Here is a 17497-nt window from a genome sequence, read left to right on the forward strand (position 1 = left end):
AGAGGCTGTGAAGAAATTATTGCATGGGAGCAATGAACTTTACAGCCTTTTTGTTGAACACGGAGGTGTATTGATGCCTAACTTAACGAAGCATGGTAGTCGTAGATTGCGCCGCCGTTTGTCCACAAGTATGCAAAGTGACAAGGAATATTTGCAACGCGTCATCAAGTATGGTTTGCTGCCTTCGGAAGTTCGTGGAGCGTTGGCGGATTTTATGCGGGTAAAGGCTATACAGAACGGAACTTCTCATGTATGCAGAATCTATGCGCAAGCTATGCATATATTTACAAAGGAAGAAAGTCTGGTTACGGTTTACCGATTGCCTAAGGATTTGATTCCGGAAGCTGACAAACAGGGGGCTGAGAAACATAGGCGCGTTAAGGAGGAGAAAAAGGCTCATAAGCTTATGCGCGAAAGAGCTAAAAGGGAGAAATATTTAGAACGTCGGAGAGCGAAATGGATGAAGGAATACGAGAAGGAGATTGATTTAAGAATCTAAAAAGCCCTATCCCTTTGTGGGACGGGCTTTTACTTAAGTTCGTGCACGTAATGGAACAATGGCCAAAGTCTTGCCCATAGCTGCCAGTACCTTTAGCATAGTATCCAGTTGTGGGTTGGAGTCCCCGTGCTCCATGCGGGCTATTTGTGGTTGTTTTACCCCACTCAACTCTTCCAGAGCTCGTTGGGTGAGTCCTTTTTCCTGTCGGGCCTGTATCATGGCCGTTATGAGATTTGCCCGGAGGTCGCTTTCTGCGATTTCTTCTGAGGTAAAGTGTTCCTGGTCAAATTCATCGTCCCATACAGGGAAGCCGCTTTTGGTGTAATTCATGATTTTCCCTCCCTCTCCTTGAAGTCTGCAAGCTCTCGTTTTGCCTTTTCAATTTCACGCTTTGGGGTTTTTTGACTTTTTTTGACGAAACTGTGGAGAAGTACAAATGCGCCGTCAACCCATCCGGCAAATAAGATACGGTCATTGATTGGCCGGAGTTCCCATATTTCCCCGTCAAGGTGCTTGGCATATTTTTCGGGGAGATATGTTCCGTTGAGGGATAATGCCTTGACATATTCGCGGATTTTGGTTAGCTTGATTCTGCTGTCTTTACCATTGTTGGTCTCCAGTTCTGCCATATATTCTAGCAATGGGGAGTTACCTTTTCGGTCAGCGTAAATAATAATTTTATGCATGATGTACCCTTTCTTTGTCTAAATGATAACATATTAGTTATCAAAAATCAATGTATTGTGTTTAATATTCTCAGCAGGGAACATAATATGACCTGTAGTATAACATATTGCAGCGGTATATTTGGCAGAGGATATGCAAATAAAGAAAGCCGCAGGTGACTCAGAAAGTCATCAGCGGCTTTTGGAGTGTAATTTTAGTTTTTTACGAGTTCTTTGGCTAGTTCTACAGCCTTTACACCATCCGGAGCATAGGCATCCGCTCCGGCGCTGTCGGCATATTCCTGGGTGACGGCGGCACCGCCGACCATGACTTTGGCATTGCAGCCTGCGTCTTTGAGGTCTTCGATAACCTTGTCAATCTGTACCATGGTCGTGGTCATCAGTGCGCAGAGGCCCACAATATCGGCGTTGTTTTCGATTGCGGCTCTGACGATATCGGTGCTGTCCACATCCTTGCCCAAATCGATAAGTTTGAAGCCACTGTTGGCAAGCAATGCGCCTGTGATATTCTTGCCCAAATCGTGAACATCACCCTTTACCGTGGCGATAACGACAGTGCCCTGTTCCGGGGCGGTGCTGGCCGGGGTCAACTCCTTGATTTTGTTGAAGGCGGCTCGCATGGTTTCAGCGGATAGCAATACCTGGGGCAGGAACATACGGCCTGCACCAAAGTCCACGCCGATATCCGTCATGGCGGCGGTCAGTGCCTGTTCTGTGATGGTATTGGCAGCCATACCAGCTTTGAGGGCGTTTTCCACCAATAGGGGGATTTCGTCCTTTTCCCCGTCAATGACTGCCTGTTTGATTGCTTCCAGCGGGGAAAGTTCTGTGACCTTGGCCGTGGCAGCAGCCTTCGGAACGGCCAGATTGGCTTCGTTCTTGCTGTAGGCAAGGCCGTTGGGGTCATCACCTAGCAGGGCGGCGCTGGCCATCAGTGCCTTTTGCATGGACTCGTCATAGGGATTCATAATCGGAGCATCCAGTCCTGCCGCCAGACACATGGCAAAGAACGTGCTGTTAATCAGCGGGCGGTTGGGCAGGCCAAAGGAGATATTGGACAGGCCCATGGTGGTGGGATAGCCGAATCTTTCCCGATACATCTGCAGGGTAATCAGCACTTCATAGCAGGCGTTCTTATCTGCCGATACGGTCATGACCAAAGCGTCCAGCAGGAAGTCGCCATCATCTAAGCCCGCTTCTTTAGCTGCCGCAATGATTTTGTGCATGACGGCGATACGTTCTTCGGCGGTTTTAGGTACGCCGTCCGGCGTAATAGGCAGGCAGAGAATAGCGGCACCGTATTTTTTTGCCAAGGGCAGGAACTGGGCGATGCGCTCCGGTTCGTAGCTGACGGAGTTGATGAGCGCACGGCCCGGATAGGCTTTGAGGCCTGCTTCCAAGGCTTCTGCATCACTGGTGTCAATAGCCAGCGGAGCATCAGTAAGCTGGGCGATTTCAGTGACGGCCTTTTTCATAGCGGCAGCCTGGTCAATGCCGCCAACGCCCATATTTACATCGAGCAGATGGGCACCGGCTTTGACCTGATTGACGGCTTCTTTTTTGACACCTAAAAGCGAACCGTCCCGGATTTCGGCGGCCAGCTTCTTGCGGCCTGTAGGATTGATGCGCTCGCCAATGAGGCGGGTGGGCAGGCTCTTATCAATGCAGACGGATTTGCTGCGGCTGGTCAGCCAGAGTTTTTTGGCCGGCAGTCTGCGTTCTGGCAGGGGCATATCCTTTACGGCTTTGGCAAGCTCGCGGATATGTTCCGGTGTAGTACCGCAGCAGCCGCCCAGATAGCTTGCACCGGCTTCCAAGAGTTTTACGCCCCATTTACCAAAGTCCTCCGGCCCCATGGGAAATACGGTATGTCCGTCTTTCAGATAGGGCATACCGGCGTTGGGCAGGACGCTGATGGGGCAGGTGCAGTTTTCGGCCAGCGTTTTGACGATGGGCACCAGTTCTTCCGGGCCAAGGGAACAGTTGACACCGATGATATCTGCGCCCATGGCGTCGAGCAGAATCGCGGCCGATTGCGGGTCAGTACCCGTTACGGTGCGCCCGTCCTCGCTGTATGAGAGCTGACAGATAACCGGAATGTCACAGGCATCTTTGGCGGCCAGAAGTGCGGCACGCATTTCCTGAATGTCGATACAGGTTTCGATAATGAGGAAATCGGCACCGGCTTCCGCAAGGGCTTTTGCTTGGTCGTAGAAGTTCTGGTAGGCTTCGTCAAAGGACAAATCTCCCAGCGGCTCGATAAAACGGCCTGTGGGGCCCATGGACCCGGCTACTTTAGCCCGCCCCTTGGCGGCTGCCTTAGCGATTTTTACAGCGGCCGTGTTGAGCTCTGCCATGCGGTCTGTTAAGCCATAGTGTTCGAGCTTTAATGGGCTGGCACCAAAGGTATTGGTTTCGATAATGGTGGCGCCCGCTTCTATATAGGCATTGTGGATGTTCTTTACCACATCCGGATTTTCGATATTCATGAGTTCCGGGCAGGCTCCGGGCTGAAGGCCACCGGCTTGCAGCATGGTGCCCATGGCACCATCAAAGATTTCGATTTTACACATACATTCAGCTCCTGTTCTGGAGATTTATTGTTTACGGGAGGGGCAGTCGGTCTTATTGCACATTGCACAACCATGAGGACTGTGGCTGGGGGCAGTTTCTGCTTGTTTGCGGTAGAGGCCGATAATCGCTGTAATGCTCTTGCGGGGCATGAGCATTAGGGAGGCACTGAGGCTGACACCAATTTTATCTGCATGGGCCAGACGGATTAACTCCGGCTGCTGTTCCAAGGGCCAGTCCCCATAACCGGGGCTGAACCGCCACTTCATGGCAAAGCCTTGGGCGGCCATCTTGGGTGTCAGGGCTTTTTCCATGCCATCGGCAATCTGTTCCACAGCGGCGGTAGCAGCTGCATCCATGATGACCGCGGTGCTGTATTCACCGGCATTGAAGCGGCGGGTCACTTCTTCTTCGACTTCTTCGCCAACGGTTGCCGACAGGGCGATAATCTTTTCACAGCCAGCCAGATGCTGGCCTATTTTTTTTCCTTGTATGGTACAGGGCGGGGCAGACTTAATGACCTGATTCTCACAGTCATAATCATAGACTTCCCATATTCCTTTGGGGGCGGCCATAAGCCGGGCATCTTCGCAGGCGGCGAGGATTTTTTCTTCGTCAAAGTCAACGGCTTTTTGCAGGCCCGCATAACGGCGGGTTTCCTTGGCATCTATGGAGAGCAGGGGCGCATTATAAACAGGCATGAACTCACCACCTTAAATTTTTTTTACTGTTTCACGTGAAACAATAGCATTTTTTTGCATTTCATATTATTATATAGGTATGCTTATTTTCGGATGGGGTAATAATTACAACTGTCCAAAATAAAACCTTTAATGTAACAATTATACTTATTTTAAGGGAAATATACAAGCATTACTGTAACTTAACGCACAGTGAAAGAAAGTGGTGAAAAGTTTTGGCAAAGATTATCGCAGTTGCCAATCAAAAGGGCGGCGTGGGCAAAACCACCACGTCGGTAAATTTGGCTGCCTGTATAGCGGCCAAGAAGAAAAAAGTCCTGCTGGTGGATTGTGACCCGCAGGGGAATGCCAGCAGTGGTTTTGGCGTGGAAAAATCCGCATTGGATAAGACCATTTATCATGTATTGATTGACAATGTGCCCGTCAGCGAAGTTATTCAGAAGACGGAATTTAAGGTGGATATACTGCCCGCTAATATTGAACTGGCAGGTGCAGAAGTGGAGCTGGTGGCTGCCATCTCCCGGGAAACGCGGCTGAAAAAAGCTCTGGATGCGGTGCGGGATAATTACGATTACATCCTGATTGACTGCCCGCCTTCCTTGGGGTTGTTGACCCTTAATTCGCTGGCAGCAGCAGATTCTGTAATTATGCCCATTCAGTGTGAATTCTACGCATTGGAAGGTGTGGCCCAGCTGATGAAAACCATTGAGCTGGTGCGCAGCAACCTCAATGCTGAATTGGCCGTAGAGGGTGTGGTTATGACCATGTACGATTCCCGCACGAAACTGGCGGAGCAGGTGGTGGATGAAGTCCGCAACAGTTTCGATACCGCGGTGTACAAGACCATGATTCCCCGCACGGTACGCCTTAGCGAAGCGCCGTCCTTTGGCCAGCCCATTCTTTATTACGACAAGAAATCCAAGGGCGCCGAGGTTTATATGAAGCTTGCGAAAGAGGTGATTGCCCGTGGCTAAGAAAGGTGGCTTGGGCAAAGGGTTAGGCGCTTTTGGCTTGGTGAAAGCCAAAGTGGAGCCGGAGAAGGCGGAAAAAGCACAGTCGGTAGCGATTGCTTCCATAAAGCCAAACCGCTATCAGCCCCGTATGGAGTTTGATGAAAGCGCGTTGGAGGAACTAAAGGAATCCGTAAAGGAATTCGGCGTGTTGCAGCCTTTGCTGGTGCGCAAACTCTCCGAGGGCAGTTATGAGCTGATTGCCGGGGAACGCCGCTTGCGGGCGGCTAAGCTGGCAGGTCTGCAGGAAGTGCCCGTAGATGTACGGGAATTCAACAATGAGGAAATTGCTCAGATTGCGCTGATCGAAAACATTCAGCGGGAAAACTTAAATGCCATGGAAGAAGCCAAGGCGTATGAGCGCTTGATGAAGGAATTTAAGCTCACGCAGGAAACCGTGGCCAAGAAAGTCGGCCGCAGCCGTTCCCATATTGCCAATTTCCTGCGCTTGTTGAATCTGGCAGAACAGGTGCAGGCCTATGTGGCTAACGGCAGCCTTTCCATGGGGCAGGCTAAGCCATTGCTGGCACTGGAGAATAAGGAGCTGCAGCTGGAGGCGGCAGATTACATTCAGAGCAAGGAGCTTTCGGCCCGCCAGTCCGAACAGCTCGTGAAGAAGCTGCTGGAAAATCCGGAACTGCTTCATGAACAGAGTGGGGAGCATGCGGCGAAGGAAAAGCCGCAACAGGATATTTTTATCCGGGATGCGGTGGATAAGCTGACGCAGATGTTCGGCACCCAGGTGCGGATTCAGACGGGGAAGAAAAAGAGTAAGCTGGAAATTGAGTTTTACTCCAATGAAGATTTGGAACGCATTATGGGAACCATGCTGGAGCGTCAGCAGAGTACGAAACAGGCGAAGATGGATGCCTTGCGGCAGTTTTCGCAGACGGGGAAGTTTACGGTATAAACGATTAGGGAGTTTTGGTTTCGAATGAATATGAACTATTTTATGAAGTTTATGGCAGATAATATGCCTTTTATTGTGGTGGCTATGGCAGTGATTATGTTCATCATGCTGTGTGTGATGATTAAGCAGGCATGGAGCCTCAGCTATATGAAGAAGCGCTATCGGAAGATGATGAATGGCGTGGATGGGGATAATCTGGAACGCCTGTTGATGGGCCATATTGACGAGGTTCGTCATGTGGTGGAAGAAAACCAGCGTTTGGATACGGAAAACCGCCGCATGGATGAACTTTTGAATATGGCAGTTACCCGGGTGGGCATGGTGCGTTTCCGTGCCTTCGAGGACATGGGCAGCGATTTGAGCTATGCTGTAGCTCTGCTCGATGCGCATAACAACGGTGTGGTATTGTCCAGCATCTTTGGCCGGGAAGATTCCCGCAGCTATGCTAAGCCTATTGAGGATGGTAAGTCTTCCTACCCCATGACGCAGGAAGAAGAACAGGCCCTGAAGGAAGCTATGGCCAAAGCCCAGTAATAAAGGTACTTAGAAAGGAAGGCTTTTAATGTCAGCAGAAAAAGAAATAAGCAAAACTGCTGAGGAATATACGATAAAATTTATCCCTCCCCAGGGCGGTGATGTAAGAACCATCCGCCTGCCCATCAATCTGTTAAAATACGGTGTGGTATCCCTGCTGGCTGGTGCCCTGCTCTTTGTTGGGGCTTTCAGTTATGCGGTGTACAGCACTTTTGCTAACCGCAATGGTGCGGCTGAAATCGAGGATTTGCGCCAGGTCAACAGTATTCAGCAGGAACAACTGCTGCAGCTCGCGAAAAAAGCCAACAGCCTGCAGGAGGAAATGAATCAGCTGAAAAAGCTGGAAGAAGATATCCGGCGCCTGTCCGGTGCACAGCCTCTGCAGGAAAATCAGCAGGAGAATGCCAGCGGTGAACAGGGGGGTGACCCTGCCACCCACAATGGGCAGGGCGGCCCTATAAGCACGCCCACCGTGCAGAATGTCAGCGATACGCTGGCAATTGTGGAGCAGGGATTGGCTGTACGCCGTCAGTCCCTTACGGCCTTGAAGGAAGAACTGAGCCAGCGTCAGCAGGCACTGGGGATTCCTGCCGTATCCCTGCCGGGCGGTACTACGCCGGCAATTTGGCCGGCTAGAGGTGTTGTGAGCTCGCCTTACGGCCTGCGCTGGAATGGCTCGGATTTCCATCCCGGTATCGACATTGCCAATGATATGGGCACGCCCATCATTGCTACGGCAGATGGTGTTGTGCGAGTAGCTGGCTGGAATGATGGCGGCTACGGCAACATGGTGGATATTGACCATGGCAATGGCATTATGACCCGTTACGGCCATGCTATGCAGGTAGCAGTTACTGCCGGTCAGTATGTACATCGCGGCCAGGTCATCGCCTATATGGGCAGTACCGGTTTTTCTACTGGCCCTCATGTTCATTATGAAGTGCGGATTAACGGGCAGGCCGTGAACCCTGCAGCTTACCTCCATTAAAAGTATTATGTATACTTACATGGGGAAGCAGAGGAGAAAAACAGCCTTTGTATTCTTGTATACCGTAAAAAAATACATAACATAACAAATGCATTATATTATCGAAAGTCCTATGCACATTGTTGCATAGGGCTTTTTTATTGCCTTCATTGGTATAACAAATCTGTAACAATGTAAATATACGGCTTTATAAAAAATACATAAATATGAATAAATATACAAAAATGTAGGCTTAGCACGGCTTTTTATTGGGGGTTATGCCAATCATAAATGCATAAAATTCGGCTTTTGAGTTATTGACACAGGTTTACAAAGTTTTTATAATGTAAATTACGTTGTAATAAAAATACATCAAGTATGGACAATGGTATAATATTTTGTATACATTCGCAAAGGAGCGACAGTTATGTGCAGAATTGGTTCGATTAAGAGCAAGGTGCCTATCCAGCCATCCAAGGCTTTGCATTTGATGCTGCCTCAGCAGGAAGGCCATGATAATTCGGGCTTTGCCATGGTTATGCAGGATCTTTATGGTATATTCTCCGATTATAAAGATAAGCCATTGCTTTCTCTGGCTTGCACGCAGCGCGGCGCACAGTTGGTCGAGGACTATATGGATGCGCATAACTTTGTGCCGCTGGCCGAGTGGATTCCGGTGCCGGACAAGCGTCCGGGGCTCGATATCAAGGCTATGCCTTACTATATCTTCCGCAACTATGATTATCCGGAAGAAGCCGGGCATATGACCAAGGAAGAAAAGGAAAATCTTCTGCTCGATACGCGTTTGGCTCTGCGCAAAATCCTCACGGAGAACAATGCCGGTTTTGTGTATTCTTTCTGGCCGGATGTGCTGACGCTGAAGGAAATCGGCGACCCTGCGGATATTGCTACCTATTTCCATCTTTGGGATGACAATGGCTGCCTCGTGGCTAAATCCATCGTGGCGCAGTGCCGTCAGAATACCAACTATGATATTGTACGCTATGCCGCACATCCGTTCTTCCTGCAGGGTTATACGCTCTGCGCTAACGGCGAAAATACCTTCTATACGAAGAACAAGGAATTTCAGTCTTCCCTGCACCGCGGCTATATCGGTTTTGAATCCGATTCCCAGTGCTTCCTAAATACCCTGCACTATGTGCACCATGAACTCAAATGGCCGCTGACCTATTATAAGCATGTCATTACGCCGCTGCCCTTTGAGGAATGCGAACAGCGTGAAGATAAGGATGTGCTGGTCGCTATTCGCCAGTCCCTGGCCAACTTGGAAATCAACGGGCCGAATACGGTTATCGGCGTGTTGCCGGACTGCCGCATGATTACCTGCTGTGATTCTAAGAAGCTGCGCCCGGTAGTGGTGGGGCGTGATGAAAACATGGTGGCGATTTCTTCGGAGGTCTGCGGTATCAATGAAATCATGCCGAACCGTGACCAGTCGCAGGATATTTATCCCAATGAACGTGAGATTGTCGTGATTGACAATGACCTGGAGGTACAGAGATGGAAGCAGTAAAAACACAGGATATCGGCGTCAATGACCTGCCGTGGAAAATCGAATATCACGCAGAGCGCTGTACCATGTGCGGCAGCTGCGTGGCTGGCTGCTCCTTCAAGGCCATTAAGGTAGAGGTGCAGAAACAGTCGCTGACGGTATCGGAAGGCAGCCAGCCAGAACCGAAACATACGCATATCGCCAGACCAATCATCAAGCAGGTGGCCAGCCTGACGGATTTCTGCCGTGGCTGTGGCATGTGTGAAAAGATTTGCCCGAATAATGCCATCCGTCCGGTGCGCAATGCAGATACCCGCAAGACCCTGCTCTCGAAGGATAACGGCCCCATCAAGCGGGGCGGCCGTACCAACCTCAACGCTCAGCGTACGCTGGACAGCATTGTGGTGGGCCGCATCTCCCAGATGACGGACCCGTCTTTGGACGCTGCCCGCCATACCTTCGATATCCGCGCTCCGTTTGGGCGGGTACTGCCGGCTAAAGACCTGCCCTTTGAAATCAAGGATGGCAAATTGGTGCAAAAAGCCAAGACGCCGCCTGTGGATTGGATTTATCCGTTGATTTTCTCCGATATGTCCATCGGTGCACTGTCCACCCGTGCTTGGGAAGCTGTGGCTCTGGCTGTCGGCTATCTCAATGAGAAATGCGGCCTGCCGGTGCGCATGAGCTCCGGTGAAGGCGGTATGCCGGTTAAACTTTTGGAATCGGATTATCTCAAATACTTCATTATCCAGATTGCGTCCGGTCATTTTGGCTGGAACCGCATCATCAAGGCGATGCCGCATATGGTTACAGACCCGGCAGGTATTCTCATTAAAATCGGTCAGGGGGCAAAACCCGGTGATGGCGGCCTCCTGCCCAGCGCGAAAGTGGCGGAACATGTACAGGCCATTCGTGGTGTGCCGAAGGCAACACTTGCTTCGCCGCCGAACCATCAGGGATTGTATTCTATTGAAGAATCGGTACAGAAAATGCACCTGTCCATGAATGCAGCGTTCGGTTTCCGTGTGCCGGTCGGTATCAAGTGCGCGGCTTCGGCTACTTCCGTATCCGTGTACAACAACCTCCTGCGTGACCCCTATAAGATTTGCGGCGGTTTCTTCCTCGACGGCATTCAGGGCGGTACCGGTGCAGCTAACGAGGTTTCCCTCGACCATACGGGCCATCCTGTCGTATCGAAGATTCGTGACTGCTATCTGGCCGCAGTCAAGCAGGGCCTGCAGGGGCAGATTCCTCTCTACGGCGGCGGCGGTATCGGCATGACCGGCAATGCGGCGGCGGATGCCTTCAAACTGATGTGCTTAGGCGCCAATGGCGTGTTCGTCGGCAAGGTACTCATTCAGCTCCTGGGCTGTGTCGGCAACGAGCAGGGCCGCTGCAACTCCTGTAATACGGGCAAATGCCCCATGGGCATCTGCACGCAGGACCCGCGCCTCGTGAAGCGTCTGGATATCGACAAGGGCGCGCAGAAGATTGTGGACTATGTATTGGCCTTCGACTCCGAGCTCAAAAAGCTCATGGCGCCTATCGGCAACAGCTCGCTGCCTATCGGTCGCAGCGATGCGCTGGTATCCACGGACAAGGCCGTGGCCGACCAGCTCGGCATTCAGTATGTATGTTAATAGGGGGATAGCGTAATGTTCAAGATTAATACCATGAAGGGACATGACCGTATGTCCACCCAGGACCTGCTGCTGGCTATTGAAGAAGCTGTACGGCAGGGCGAAACGGAATTTGAAGTAGCGGCTTCCGGCCAGCATGATATTGGTGGCCCTCTGTGGCATCCGGAAGGCAAGACGCTGCATTTCCATATCACCAATGCCGGTCAGCGCGCAGGCTCCATGTGTCTGCCGGGCACGGAAATCGTGGTGGAGGGGGCAACCTCTGCTGATGTGGGCTGGCTTAATGCTGGCGGTATCATCACCGTCAAGGGCGATGCCGGTGATACGGCCGGCCATTGCTCTTCAGGCGGTAAAATCTTTATCGGCGGCCGTAGCGGTACCCGTACGGGTTCGCTGATGAAGCATGACCCGCTCTATGAGGAACCGGAGCTTTGGATTCTCAAGAACACAGGTTCTTTCTCCTTTGAGTTTATGGGCGGCGGCCGTGCTGTGGTCTGCGGTTATGACAGTGCAGAATTTGCGTCTGTACTCGGCGAACGTGCCTGTGTCGGCATGGTCGGCGGTGTTGTTTATGTCCGCGGCAATGTCGATGACTTCCCGGCGGATATCAAATGCCTGCCACTTGATGATGAGGATATTGCTTTCCTGCAGGGCGGTATGGATGACTTCCTGAACCATATCGAACGCAGTGAACTCAAAGGCGAACTTACCAACTGGCAGGAATGGCAGAAGCTCACGCCGCTGACCTTTGCAGAAAAGGCAGCCAAGGGCAACAACAAGCCTTCCATGCAGGCCTTCCGCATGAATGAATGGGTTAAGGGCGGTATATTCTCCGACGTTGCCCATGATGATTTTGCGGTGCATAATACGCTATCTACGGGGCTTTACCGTCTGCGTGTACCGAGCTGGGATAATGCCAAATTTGCGGCACCCTGTGAATTCAACTGCCCAACGGGCATTCCAACCCAGCGCCGCTTTGACTTGATTCGTCAGGGCAAGCTCGATGAAGCTTTCCAGCTGGAACTCGATTATACGCCGTTTCCTGGTTCGGTCTGCGGTTCTGTATGTCCGAACCCGTGTATGGATGGCTGTACCCGTGGCGGTATTGATGAGCCGATTCAGATTGGCGCTTTGGGCTATCGTTCGGCTTTCCTGCCGGTGGCAAAACCTTCCGTACAGACGGGCAAGAAAATCGCCGTTATCGGCGGCGGTGTAGCCGGTTTGTCTGTTGCTTGGCAGCTCGCGCGTAAGGGTCATAGCGTAACGGTCTATGATGAAGCGGAACATATCGGCGGCAAGCTGGAACAGGTTATTCCGCGCGGCCGACTGTCCCATGAACTCCTGGAAGCCGAACTCAAACGCATTGAAAGCGTCGGCGTAAAATTCGTATCCTCCTGCAAGGTAGATAAAGATAAATTTGCCCAGTTGCGCGGCGAACATGATGCGGTGGTTGTGGCAACGGGCGGTACGAAATCCCGCTTCTTCCCCTGGGAGGGGGCGGAACGGCTGACTATGGGGCTTGAATACCTCAAGGCCATCAATCGTGGTGAGCATCCGAAAACCGGCAAGCATGTGGTCGTTATCGGTGCCGGTAATTCCGGTATGGATACCTGCCGTGGGGCTTATGAAATGGGCGCAGAAACGGTAGTGGCGGTGGACGTACAGAAACCGGCAGCGTTCAAAGAGGAAATCGACTATGTAGAAGGTTTGGGCGGCAAGCTCGTCTGGCCGTTCTTCACCAATAAGATTACGGCTGAAGGTGTCTATGCTAATGACGGTACCTTCATTCCTGCCGACCAGGTTATCGTGTCCATCGGTGAAGAGCCGGTGCTCGACTTCCTGCCCGAAGACGAAGGCATTGAATTCTTCCGCAAGAGCTGGCTCGTGCCGAAGGCTGACCAGTCCATTGCCAAGGGCGTATTCACAGCCGGTGATACCATCAAGCCGGGCAGACTTACGGACGCCATCGGCAGCGGCCGTAAAGCGGCTTACTACGTTGACCAGTATGTGATGGGGCAGGAGGTTAAGCCTTTCCCGCAGAAGCAGCAGATTCCGGCGGGGAGACTCTCCAAGGCTTACTTTGACAAATGCCATCACTGCTTGCTCGGCGACCCCGTGGATGACCATGCACGCTGCGTCAGCTGCGGTACCTGCCGTGACTGTAAGATGTGTCTGGAATCCTGCCCGGAAAAAGCCATCACCCGCATCGAAAAAGCGGACGGCAGCTGGGAATACGTATCCGACCCCGATAAGTGCATCGGCTGCGGGATCTGTGCCGGTGTCTGCCCTTGTGGTGTCTGGAGCATAGAGGATAATCCGGAACCGATTAAGATGTATTCTACAGGTGCAAAAGCCTAAAATAAGATATTGTTTCACGTGAAACAAAAAGAGGATTGCTCATGGCGGGCAATCCTCTTTGTTTTCGCTATGTTTATTTAGCGCAAAAGCCTGCGCTGGTCAGGCCGTCGATGGTTTCAACGGCTTTGCCGTTTTGATAGTGCAAATCCGATACGAGTACCTTGCGAATATAGTGTTTCTGTTTCTGGCCTTTATCAAAGGTGAAGTAGCTGCTGGCCGAATGAATGACGAGGGGATTTCCTTTCGCATCCTGACCTAAGTACATCATCACATGACCGGGTTTGAATAGAAGTGCACCGACAGGTGCTTCTTTTACCTTGGCGAAACGTTGGGCTGTGGTGAGGCCGTCGAATTTCAGGCTCTGGGACATGGCCAGTTCCTGCTGGTCGGCATCGCGCGGAAGTTCAATGCCCATGCTGCGGTAGATGTCAGCGACAAAGGAGGAACAATCCACGCTGTCGTCCATACCGCCCCAGCCATATTCGTCACCAAGGAATTTCATGCTCTGACGGATAAAGTTGTTTGGAGTGCAGGGGAGGAAACCCTTGTGGACGCTGTCATCATCCGTAATTTTTACCGTTGCTTCGCTCAAGACGCCATTTACTTCTACGGGAACATAGGCCAGCCAGGTGTCATGCGCCTGCAGTTTATTCGAGGCCAGCGGGATAACGCTGCCCATTTGGAACAGTACCGTACAGGTGCCGCCTACGGAGACAACCTTTTTATTGGCGGTTACGACAAGAAAATCCTTGGAATTTACATAACGCTGCCAATGTTTGCGGTCTGTGATGGCCAAAGCGCTAAGGCTTACCCAGCCTGTATAATGGCGAGCCTGACAAAAGGCAAAGGCACCATCTTTACTCTTGTGCAGGATAATCACGGGTTCTGCCGGGTCGAGTGCTGTTGTCTGTAGATTGTCGTAGTGGAGACAGTTCACATCATCAAAGTAATTGTCAGCTGTGGGCAGCAGACGCATATTCGTGCGTTCTGTAATCAAAGCATATTCTCCGGTAATATTGCCCGTTAAGCCTTCAAGATTACAGTTAGCCTTTACTTGTTTGAAGTGCGCTGTAGGAACTTGTTTGCCGTTCGCACCATAAGCCTCGCCAGGTGTTTCTTCACCGCGGTAATCCTGTTGGGCGGCTAGTATCATTTCTTTTACCGCTGCAGCAGACTGGTGGATATTATAGGCTGCTAAATCCACCAGAGTTTTGCTTTTTTCCCGCATTGTGCGATTGAGGGTACTGATTTCCTGCTGGGTGAGCAAGACTTTGTCCCCATTGATGGTATGTTTTGTCCAATATGACGGTGTGGCGCGCTGGTCGGTAATGGCAATGGTATCTGCAGCAAATGTCGGAAGTGGTGAAAACATCATGGCACAAAGTCCAAGGCAACATCCGCTCACAGCAGTCAGAATTTTTCTTTTCATAGAGAGACTTCCTTTCCTAGCTTATAAGTGTTTATCCTATATATTCGCCATGATGTGGATATTATCCTACTGAAGTTTTGTTTCACGTGAAACATATGCAGGCATTTAATGTTGTCTGCTTATCCTCTTTTTGGCTGAGAATATCGAGTGAGTGGGGCAGACCAGGCGGCAAAGATGGCAGCCAACGCATTTTTTTCCGTCCCAAATAGGTTGGCGTTTTTCATTTAAGTGAATGGCTTGATGGCCGCCATCTGCACAGGAGATAACGCAGCGGCCGCAACCTAGACAAGTGTCGTGATTAAATTGGGGGAAAATAATGGTATCTCGTTCCAGTATATCAGTAGTCTCGCTTATGGAGTCGAGTGCCAGACCAGTAACATCTTTTACGGAATTAAAGCCTTTGGCATGGAGATAGTAGTTCAGGCCGGTTTTAAAATCCTCGATTATACGGTAGCCATATTGCATGACCGCTGTCGTGACTTGCAGGGAACTTGCGCCCAACAGCAAAAATTCCAAGCCGTCCCGCCAGGTTTCGATACCGCCCATGCCGCTGATATGTAAATTTTTCAGGTGAGGATTTTTGGCCAGTTCCGCGATAAAGCGCAAAGCGATGGGCTTTACGGCGTTGCCGCTGTAGCCACCCACAGCGGATTGTCCATGCACAGCAGGGCTGGAAATATAGGTATGGGGATTGACGTTCATGATGCTCTTGATGGTGTTGATGGCCGCAATGCCGTCTGCACCTCCTCGCAGGGCGGCTTCTGCCGCAGGACTCATTGTTGCAACATTGGGGGTGAGTTTTGCCAGAACCGGAATGGTCGTGGCTTTTTTTGCTGCTGCCGTGAAGCGTTCGACCAGTTCCGGTACCTGACCAATATCCGACCCCAGTCCTTCCTCCATCATATTCGGGCAGGAAAAATTCAGTTCGATGGCATCGGCACCGTTTTCCTGACAGGTATGGGCAAGTTCTCCCCATTCCGCTTCATTTTGCCCCATGATTGAGGCTAAAATGAATTTTGAGGGATATTTTTCTTTGAGGTGGCGGAAGATGGCCATGTTTTCTGGGACACTGTGGTCAGAGAGCTGTTCGATATTCTTAAAGCCAATCATACTGCCGTCAGCGCCATTAATGGAGGCAAAGCGGGGAGAGGCTTCGTGAATGTCCAAAGTGCAGATGGTCTTGAAGGCAGCACCCGCCCAGCCGGCTTCAAAGGCACGGGCGCACATATCATAGGTGCTGGCCACAACGGATGAGGACAGCAGAAAGGGATTTTCAAGCGGAATGCCGCAGAGATCTGTTTGCAGGGACGACTCGTCGCTAGGCTGGGGAATATCCAGATAAGGGGCAACATCTTCATGGAGACGGGTGATAAGCTCTTGTATAGGAACTTCCCCCGGACGCAGGCAGGCCTGTTGGCAGGGCGCTGGACAGTCGGCGCAGGGATTGCTCTCCGCCAGTCCGGCTGCAGCATAATCCTCATTGTTGAACCAAATATGGCGGAGAATTTTGTCAGGCTCTACTCCGTGGGGACAGGCACTGTCGCAGGGGGCATTATGGCAGAGCATACATTTTAGCATATCGCTGCGTCGGGTTATGCTGTGCAGTTTCATGACGATAATCCTCCTATTGGCATGTATTCACATCGTTGACGTAGATATTCGCCACGCTGTCCCAAAATGCCTGCAAGGCTTTGGGGCGGTATTTTTTCTGTGGTGCCGCGATAAAGATTTCCCGTTCCATCAGCGGATGATTTATGAGGTAGTAATTGAGGTTGTCATTGGGAGCGGCCATGCGGATAAGTGTGTCTGTGAGAAAGGTAGCCCCCAGGCCTGCGGCCGCCATGTGATAGGCCGTCATCAGCTGATTGAGGTAAAGGCGCACCGGGGGTTCGATGCCCACAGCCCGGAGCAGTCCTTTGGCCCGGCGGTTCATATCGTTGCCCCGGCTGAGCAGCAGAAAAGCGGTGTGGGCATAATGTTTGAGGTCAGCAGCGGGCGCACCGGGGGAAAGATGCCGGCCTGCAATGATATCCTGCCGGGAGTAGGCAAGTTCGGTGGCCCCTCTATCCATGCTCTTGGGGACAGCCAACATGATGCGGTCGGTAAAGAAGGTCAGGGATTCAAACTCCTTCGTATCGCATTCGCCACTGTCGATGACGAGGTCAATGGTGCCGTTTTTTAAGCCGGCGAATAGTTCCGCACTGCTGGATTCAACAACGGAAAGTTTTATCAAGGGATGTTTTTCGCTGAATTGCCGGATGAGTGTTGGCAGAAAGCAGGCGGTTACGAAATTAGTGCCGCCAATCACCAGGTTGCCGGTTTCCAGCTCAGCTAAGTCGGTTATATAACGATGAAGATTTTTCTGTATCTGGAAAATCTTTTCGGCGGCTTCAATATAGGCCTGACCTGCATCTGTGAGGCGCAGGGGAGAACGGGAGCGGTCGAATATTGGCATCCCGATTTCATTTTCTACTTTCTTAACGGCAGCGGATAGGGCCGGTTGGGTCATAAACAGCTTTTTGGCTGCTCCGGAAAAACTCTTTTCTTCATAGACCGTATAAACATAGTCCATGCCAGTCATAAGGTCTCACATCCTTATATATAAAAATATTTTATATCTTTTATATAGTTATAAGTATTTGCTTATATTTTATCCCAGTGTTATGCTTTAAGCAAGAT

The 17497-nt window shown here is 51.1% G+C and carries 15 protein-coding genes; 8 read left to right on the forward strand and 7 right to left on the reverse strand.

Annotated features, from left to right (window positions below):
- Positions 1-7: 7 nt before the first annotated feature.
- The gene (locus T320_RS05605) at positions 8-499 is read left to right on the forward strand and encodes a hypothetical protein (protein WP_156032754.1); all 492 of its coding nucleotides are present in this window, start codon (positions 8-10) and stop codon (positions 497-499) included.
- A 33-nt stretch (positions 500-532) separates the two neighbouring features.
- On the opposite strand, the gene T320_RS05610 is transcribed toward T320_RS05605, so the two are convergent.
- The 4 genes from T320_RS05610 to T320_RS05625 form a co-directional block, all read right to left on the reverse strand.
- On the reverse strand, positions 533-829 hold the full coding sequence (locus T320_RS05610; protein ID WP_037353810.1) for a helix-turn-helix domain-containing protein: 297 nt from the start codon (positions 827-829) through the stop codon (positions 533-535).
- Positions 826-1185 (reverse strand): type II toxin-antitoxin system RelE/ParE family toxin, encoded by a 360-nt coding sequence (locus T320_RS05615; protein WP_037353812.1) that lies wholly within the window; start codon positions 1183-1185, stop codon positions 826-828. The genes T320_RS05610 and T320_RS05615 overlap by 4 nt, the downstream gene beginning before the upstream one ends.
- Before the next feature lie 194 nt (positions 1186-1379).
- The gene (locus T320_RS05620; protein WP_037353815.1) at positions 1380-3758 is read right to left on the reverse strand and encodes a homocysteine S-methyltransferase family protein; all 2379 of its coding nucleotides are present in this window, start codon (positions 3756-3758) and stop codon (positions 1380-1382) included.
- 24 nt (positions 3759-3782) lie between these two features.
- On the reverse strand, positions 3783-4457 hold the full coding sequence (locus T320_RS05625) for a methionine synthase (protein ID WP_037353818.1): 675 nt from the start codon (positions 4455-4457) through the stop codon (positions 3783-3785).
- A gap of 215 nt (positions 4458-4672) precedes the next feature.
- On the opposite strand from T320_RS05625, the gene T320_RS05630 reads away from it, so the two are divergent.
- The 7 genes from T320_RS05630 to T320_RS05660 all read left to right on the forward strand — a co-directional run bounded on the left by T320_RS05630 (position 4673) and on the right by T320_RS05660 (position 13389).
- Positions 4673-5431: a ParA family protein gene (locus T320_RS05630; protein WP_026759595.1), complete on the forward strand. Its 759-nt coding sequence runs from the start codon at positions 4673-4675 to the stop codon at positions 5429-5431.
- Positions 5424-6377, forward strand: a complete 954-nt coding sequence (locus T320_RS05635; protein WP_037353821.1) for a ParB/RepB/Spo0J family partition protein — start codon at positions 5424-5426, stop codon at positions 6375-6377. Before T320_RS05630 ends, T320_RS05635 begins: the two co-directional genes overlap by 8 nt.
- 24 nt (positions 6378-6401) lie before the next feature.
- The gene (locus T320_RS05640; RefSeq protein ID WP_037353824.1) at positions 6402-6911 is read left to right on the forward strand and encodes a DUF4446 family protein; all 510 of its coding nucleotides are present in this window, start codon (positions 6402-6404) and stop codon (positions 6909-6911) included.
- Positions 6912-6939: 28 nt separating this feature from the next.
- A complete protein-coding gene (locus T320_RS05645) occupies positions 6940-7899 on the forward strand; it encodes a M23 family metallopeptidase (RefSeq protein WP_037353827.1) in 960 nt (319 codons plus the stop codon).
- Positions 7900-8305: 406 nt separating this feature from the next.
- Entirely contained in the window at positions 8306-9412 is a 1107-nt protein-coding gene (locus tag T320_RS05650) for a class II glutamine amidotransferase domain-containing protein (protein WP_026759591.1), read from the forward strand.
- Positions 9400-11031 carry a glutamate synthase-related protein gene (locus T320_RS05655; protein WP_037353830.1) on the forward strand — a complete coding sequence of 544 codons (1632 nt, stop codon included), beginning with the start codon at positions 9400-9402 and terminating at the stop codon, positions 11029-11031. Before T320_RS05650 ends, T320_RS05655 begins: the two co-directional genes overlap by 13 nt.
- 15 nt (positions 11032-11046) lie before the next feature.
- Positions 11047-13389: an FAD-dependent oxidoreductase gene (locus T320_RS05660; protein ID WP_037353833.1), complete on the forward strand. Its 2343-nt coding sequence runs from the start codon at positions 11047-11049 to the stop codon at positions 13387-13389.
- Positions 13390-13462: 73 nt separating this feature from the next.
- On the opposite strand, the gene T320_RS05665 is transcribed toward T320_RS05660, so the two are convergent.
- The 3 genes from T320_RS05665 to T320_RS05675 form a co-directional block, all read right to left on the reverse strand.
- Positions 13463-14818: an SH3 domain-containing protein gene (locus T320_RS05665; RefSeq protein ID WP_051608613.1), complete on the reverse strand. Its 1356-nt coding sequence runs from the start codon at positions 14816-14818 to the stop codon at positions 13463-13465.
- A gap of 105 nt (positions 14819-14923) precedes the next feature.
- Entirely contained in the window at positions 14924-16429 is a 1506-nt protein-coding gene (preA, locus tag T320_RS05670) for an NAD-dependent dihydropyrimidine dehydrogenase subunit PreA (protein ID WP_051608614.1), read from the reverse strand.
- Positions 16430-16442: 13 nt separating this feature from the next.
- Positions 16443-17399 (reverse strand): LysR family transcriptional regulator, encoded by a 957-nt coding sequence (locus T320_RS05675; RefSeq protein WP_037353835.1) that lies wholly within the window; start codon positions 17397-17399, stop codon positions 16443-16445.
- Positions 17400-17497: the final 98 nt, after the last annotated feature.

The organism is Selenomonas sp. FC4001 (assembly GCF_000701565.1).
In the GTDB taxonomy this organism is placed as follows: Bacteria; Bacillota; Negativicutes; order Selenomonadales; family Selenomonadaceae; genus Selenomonas_A; species Selenomonas_A ruminantium_B.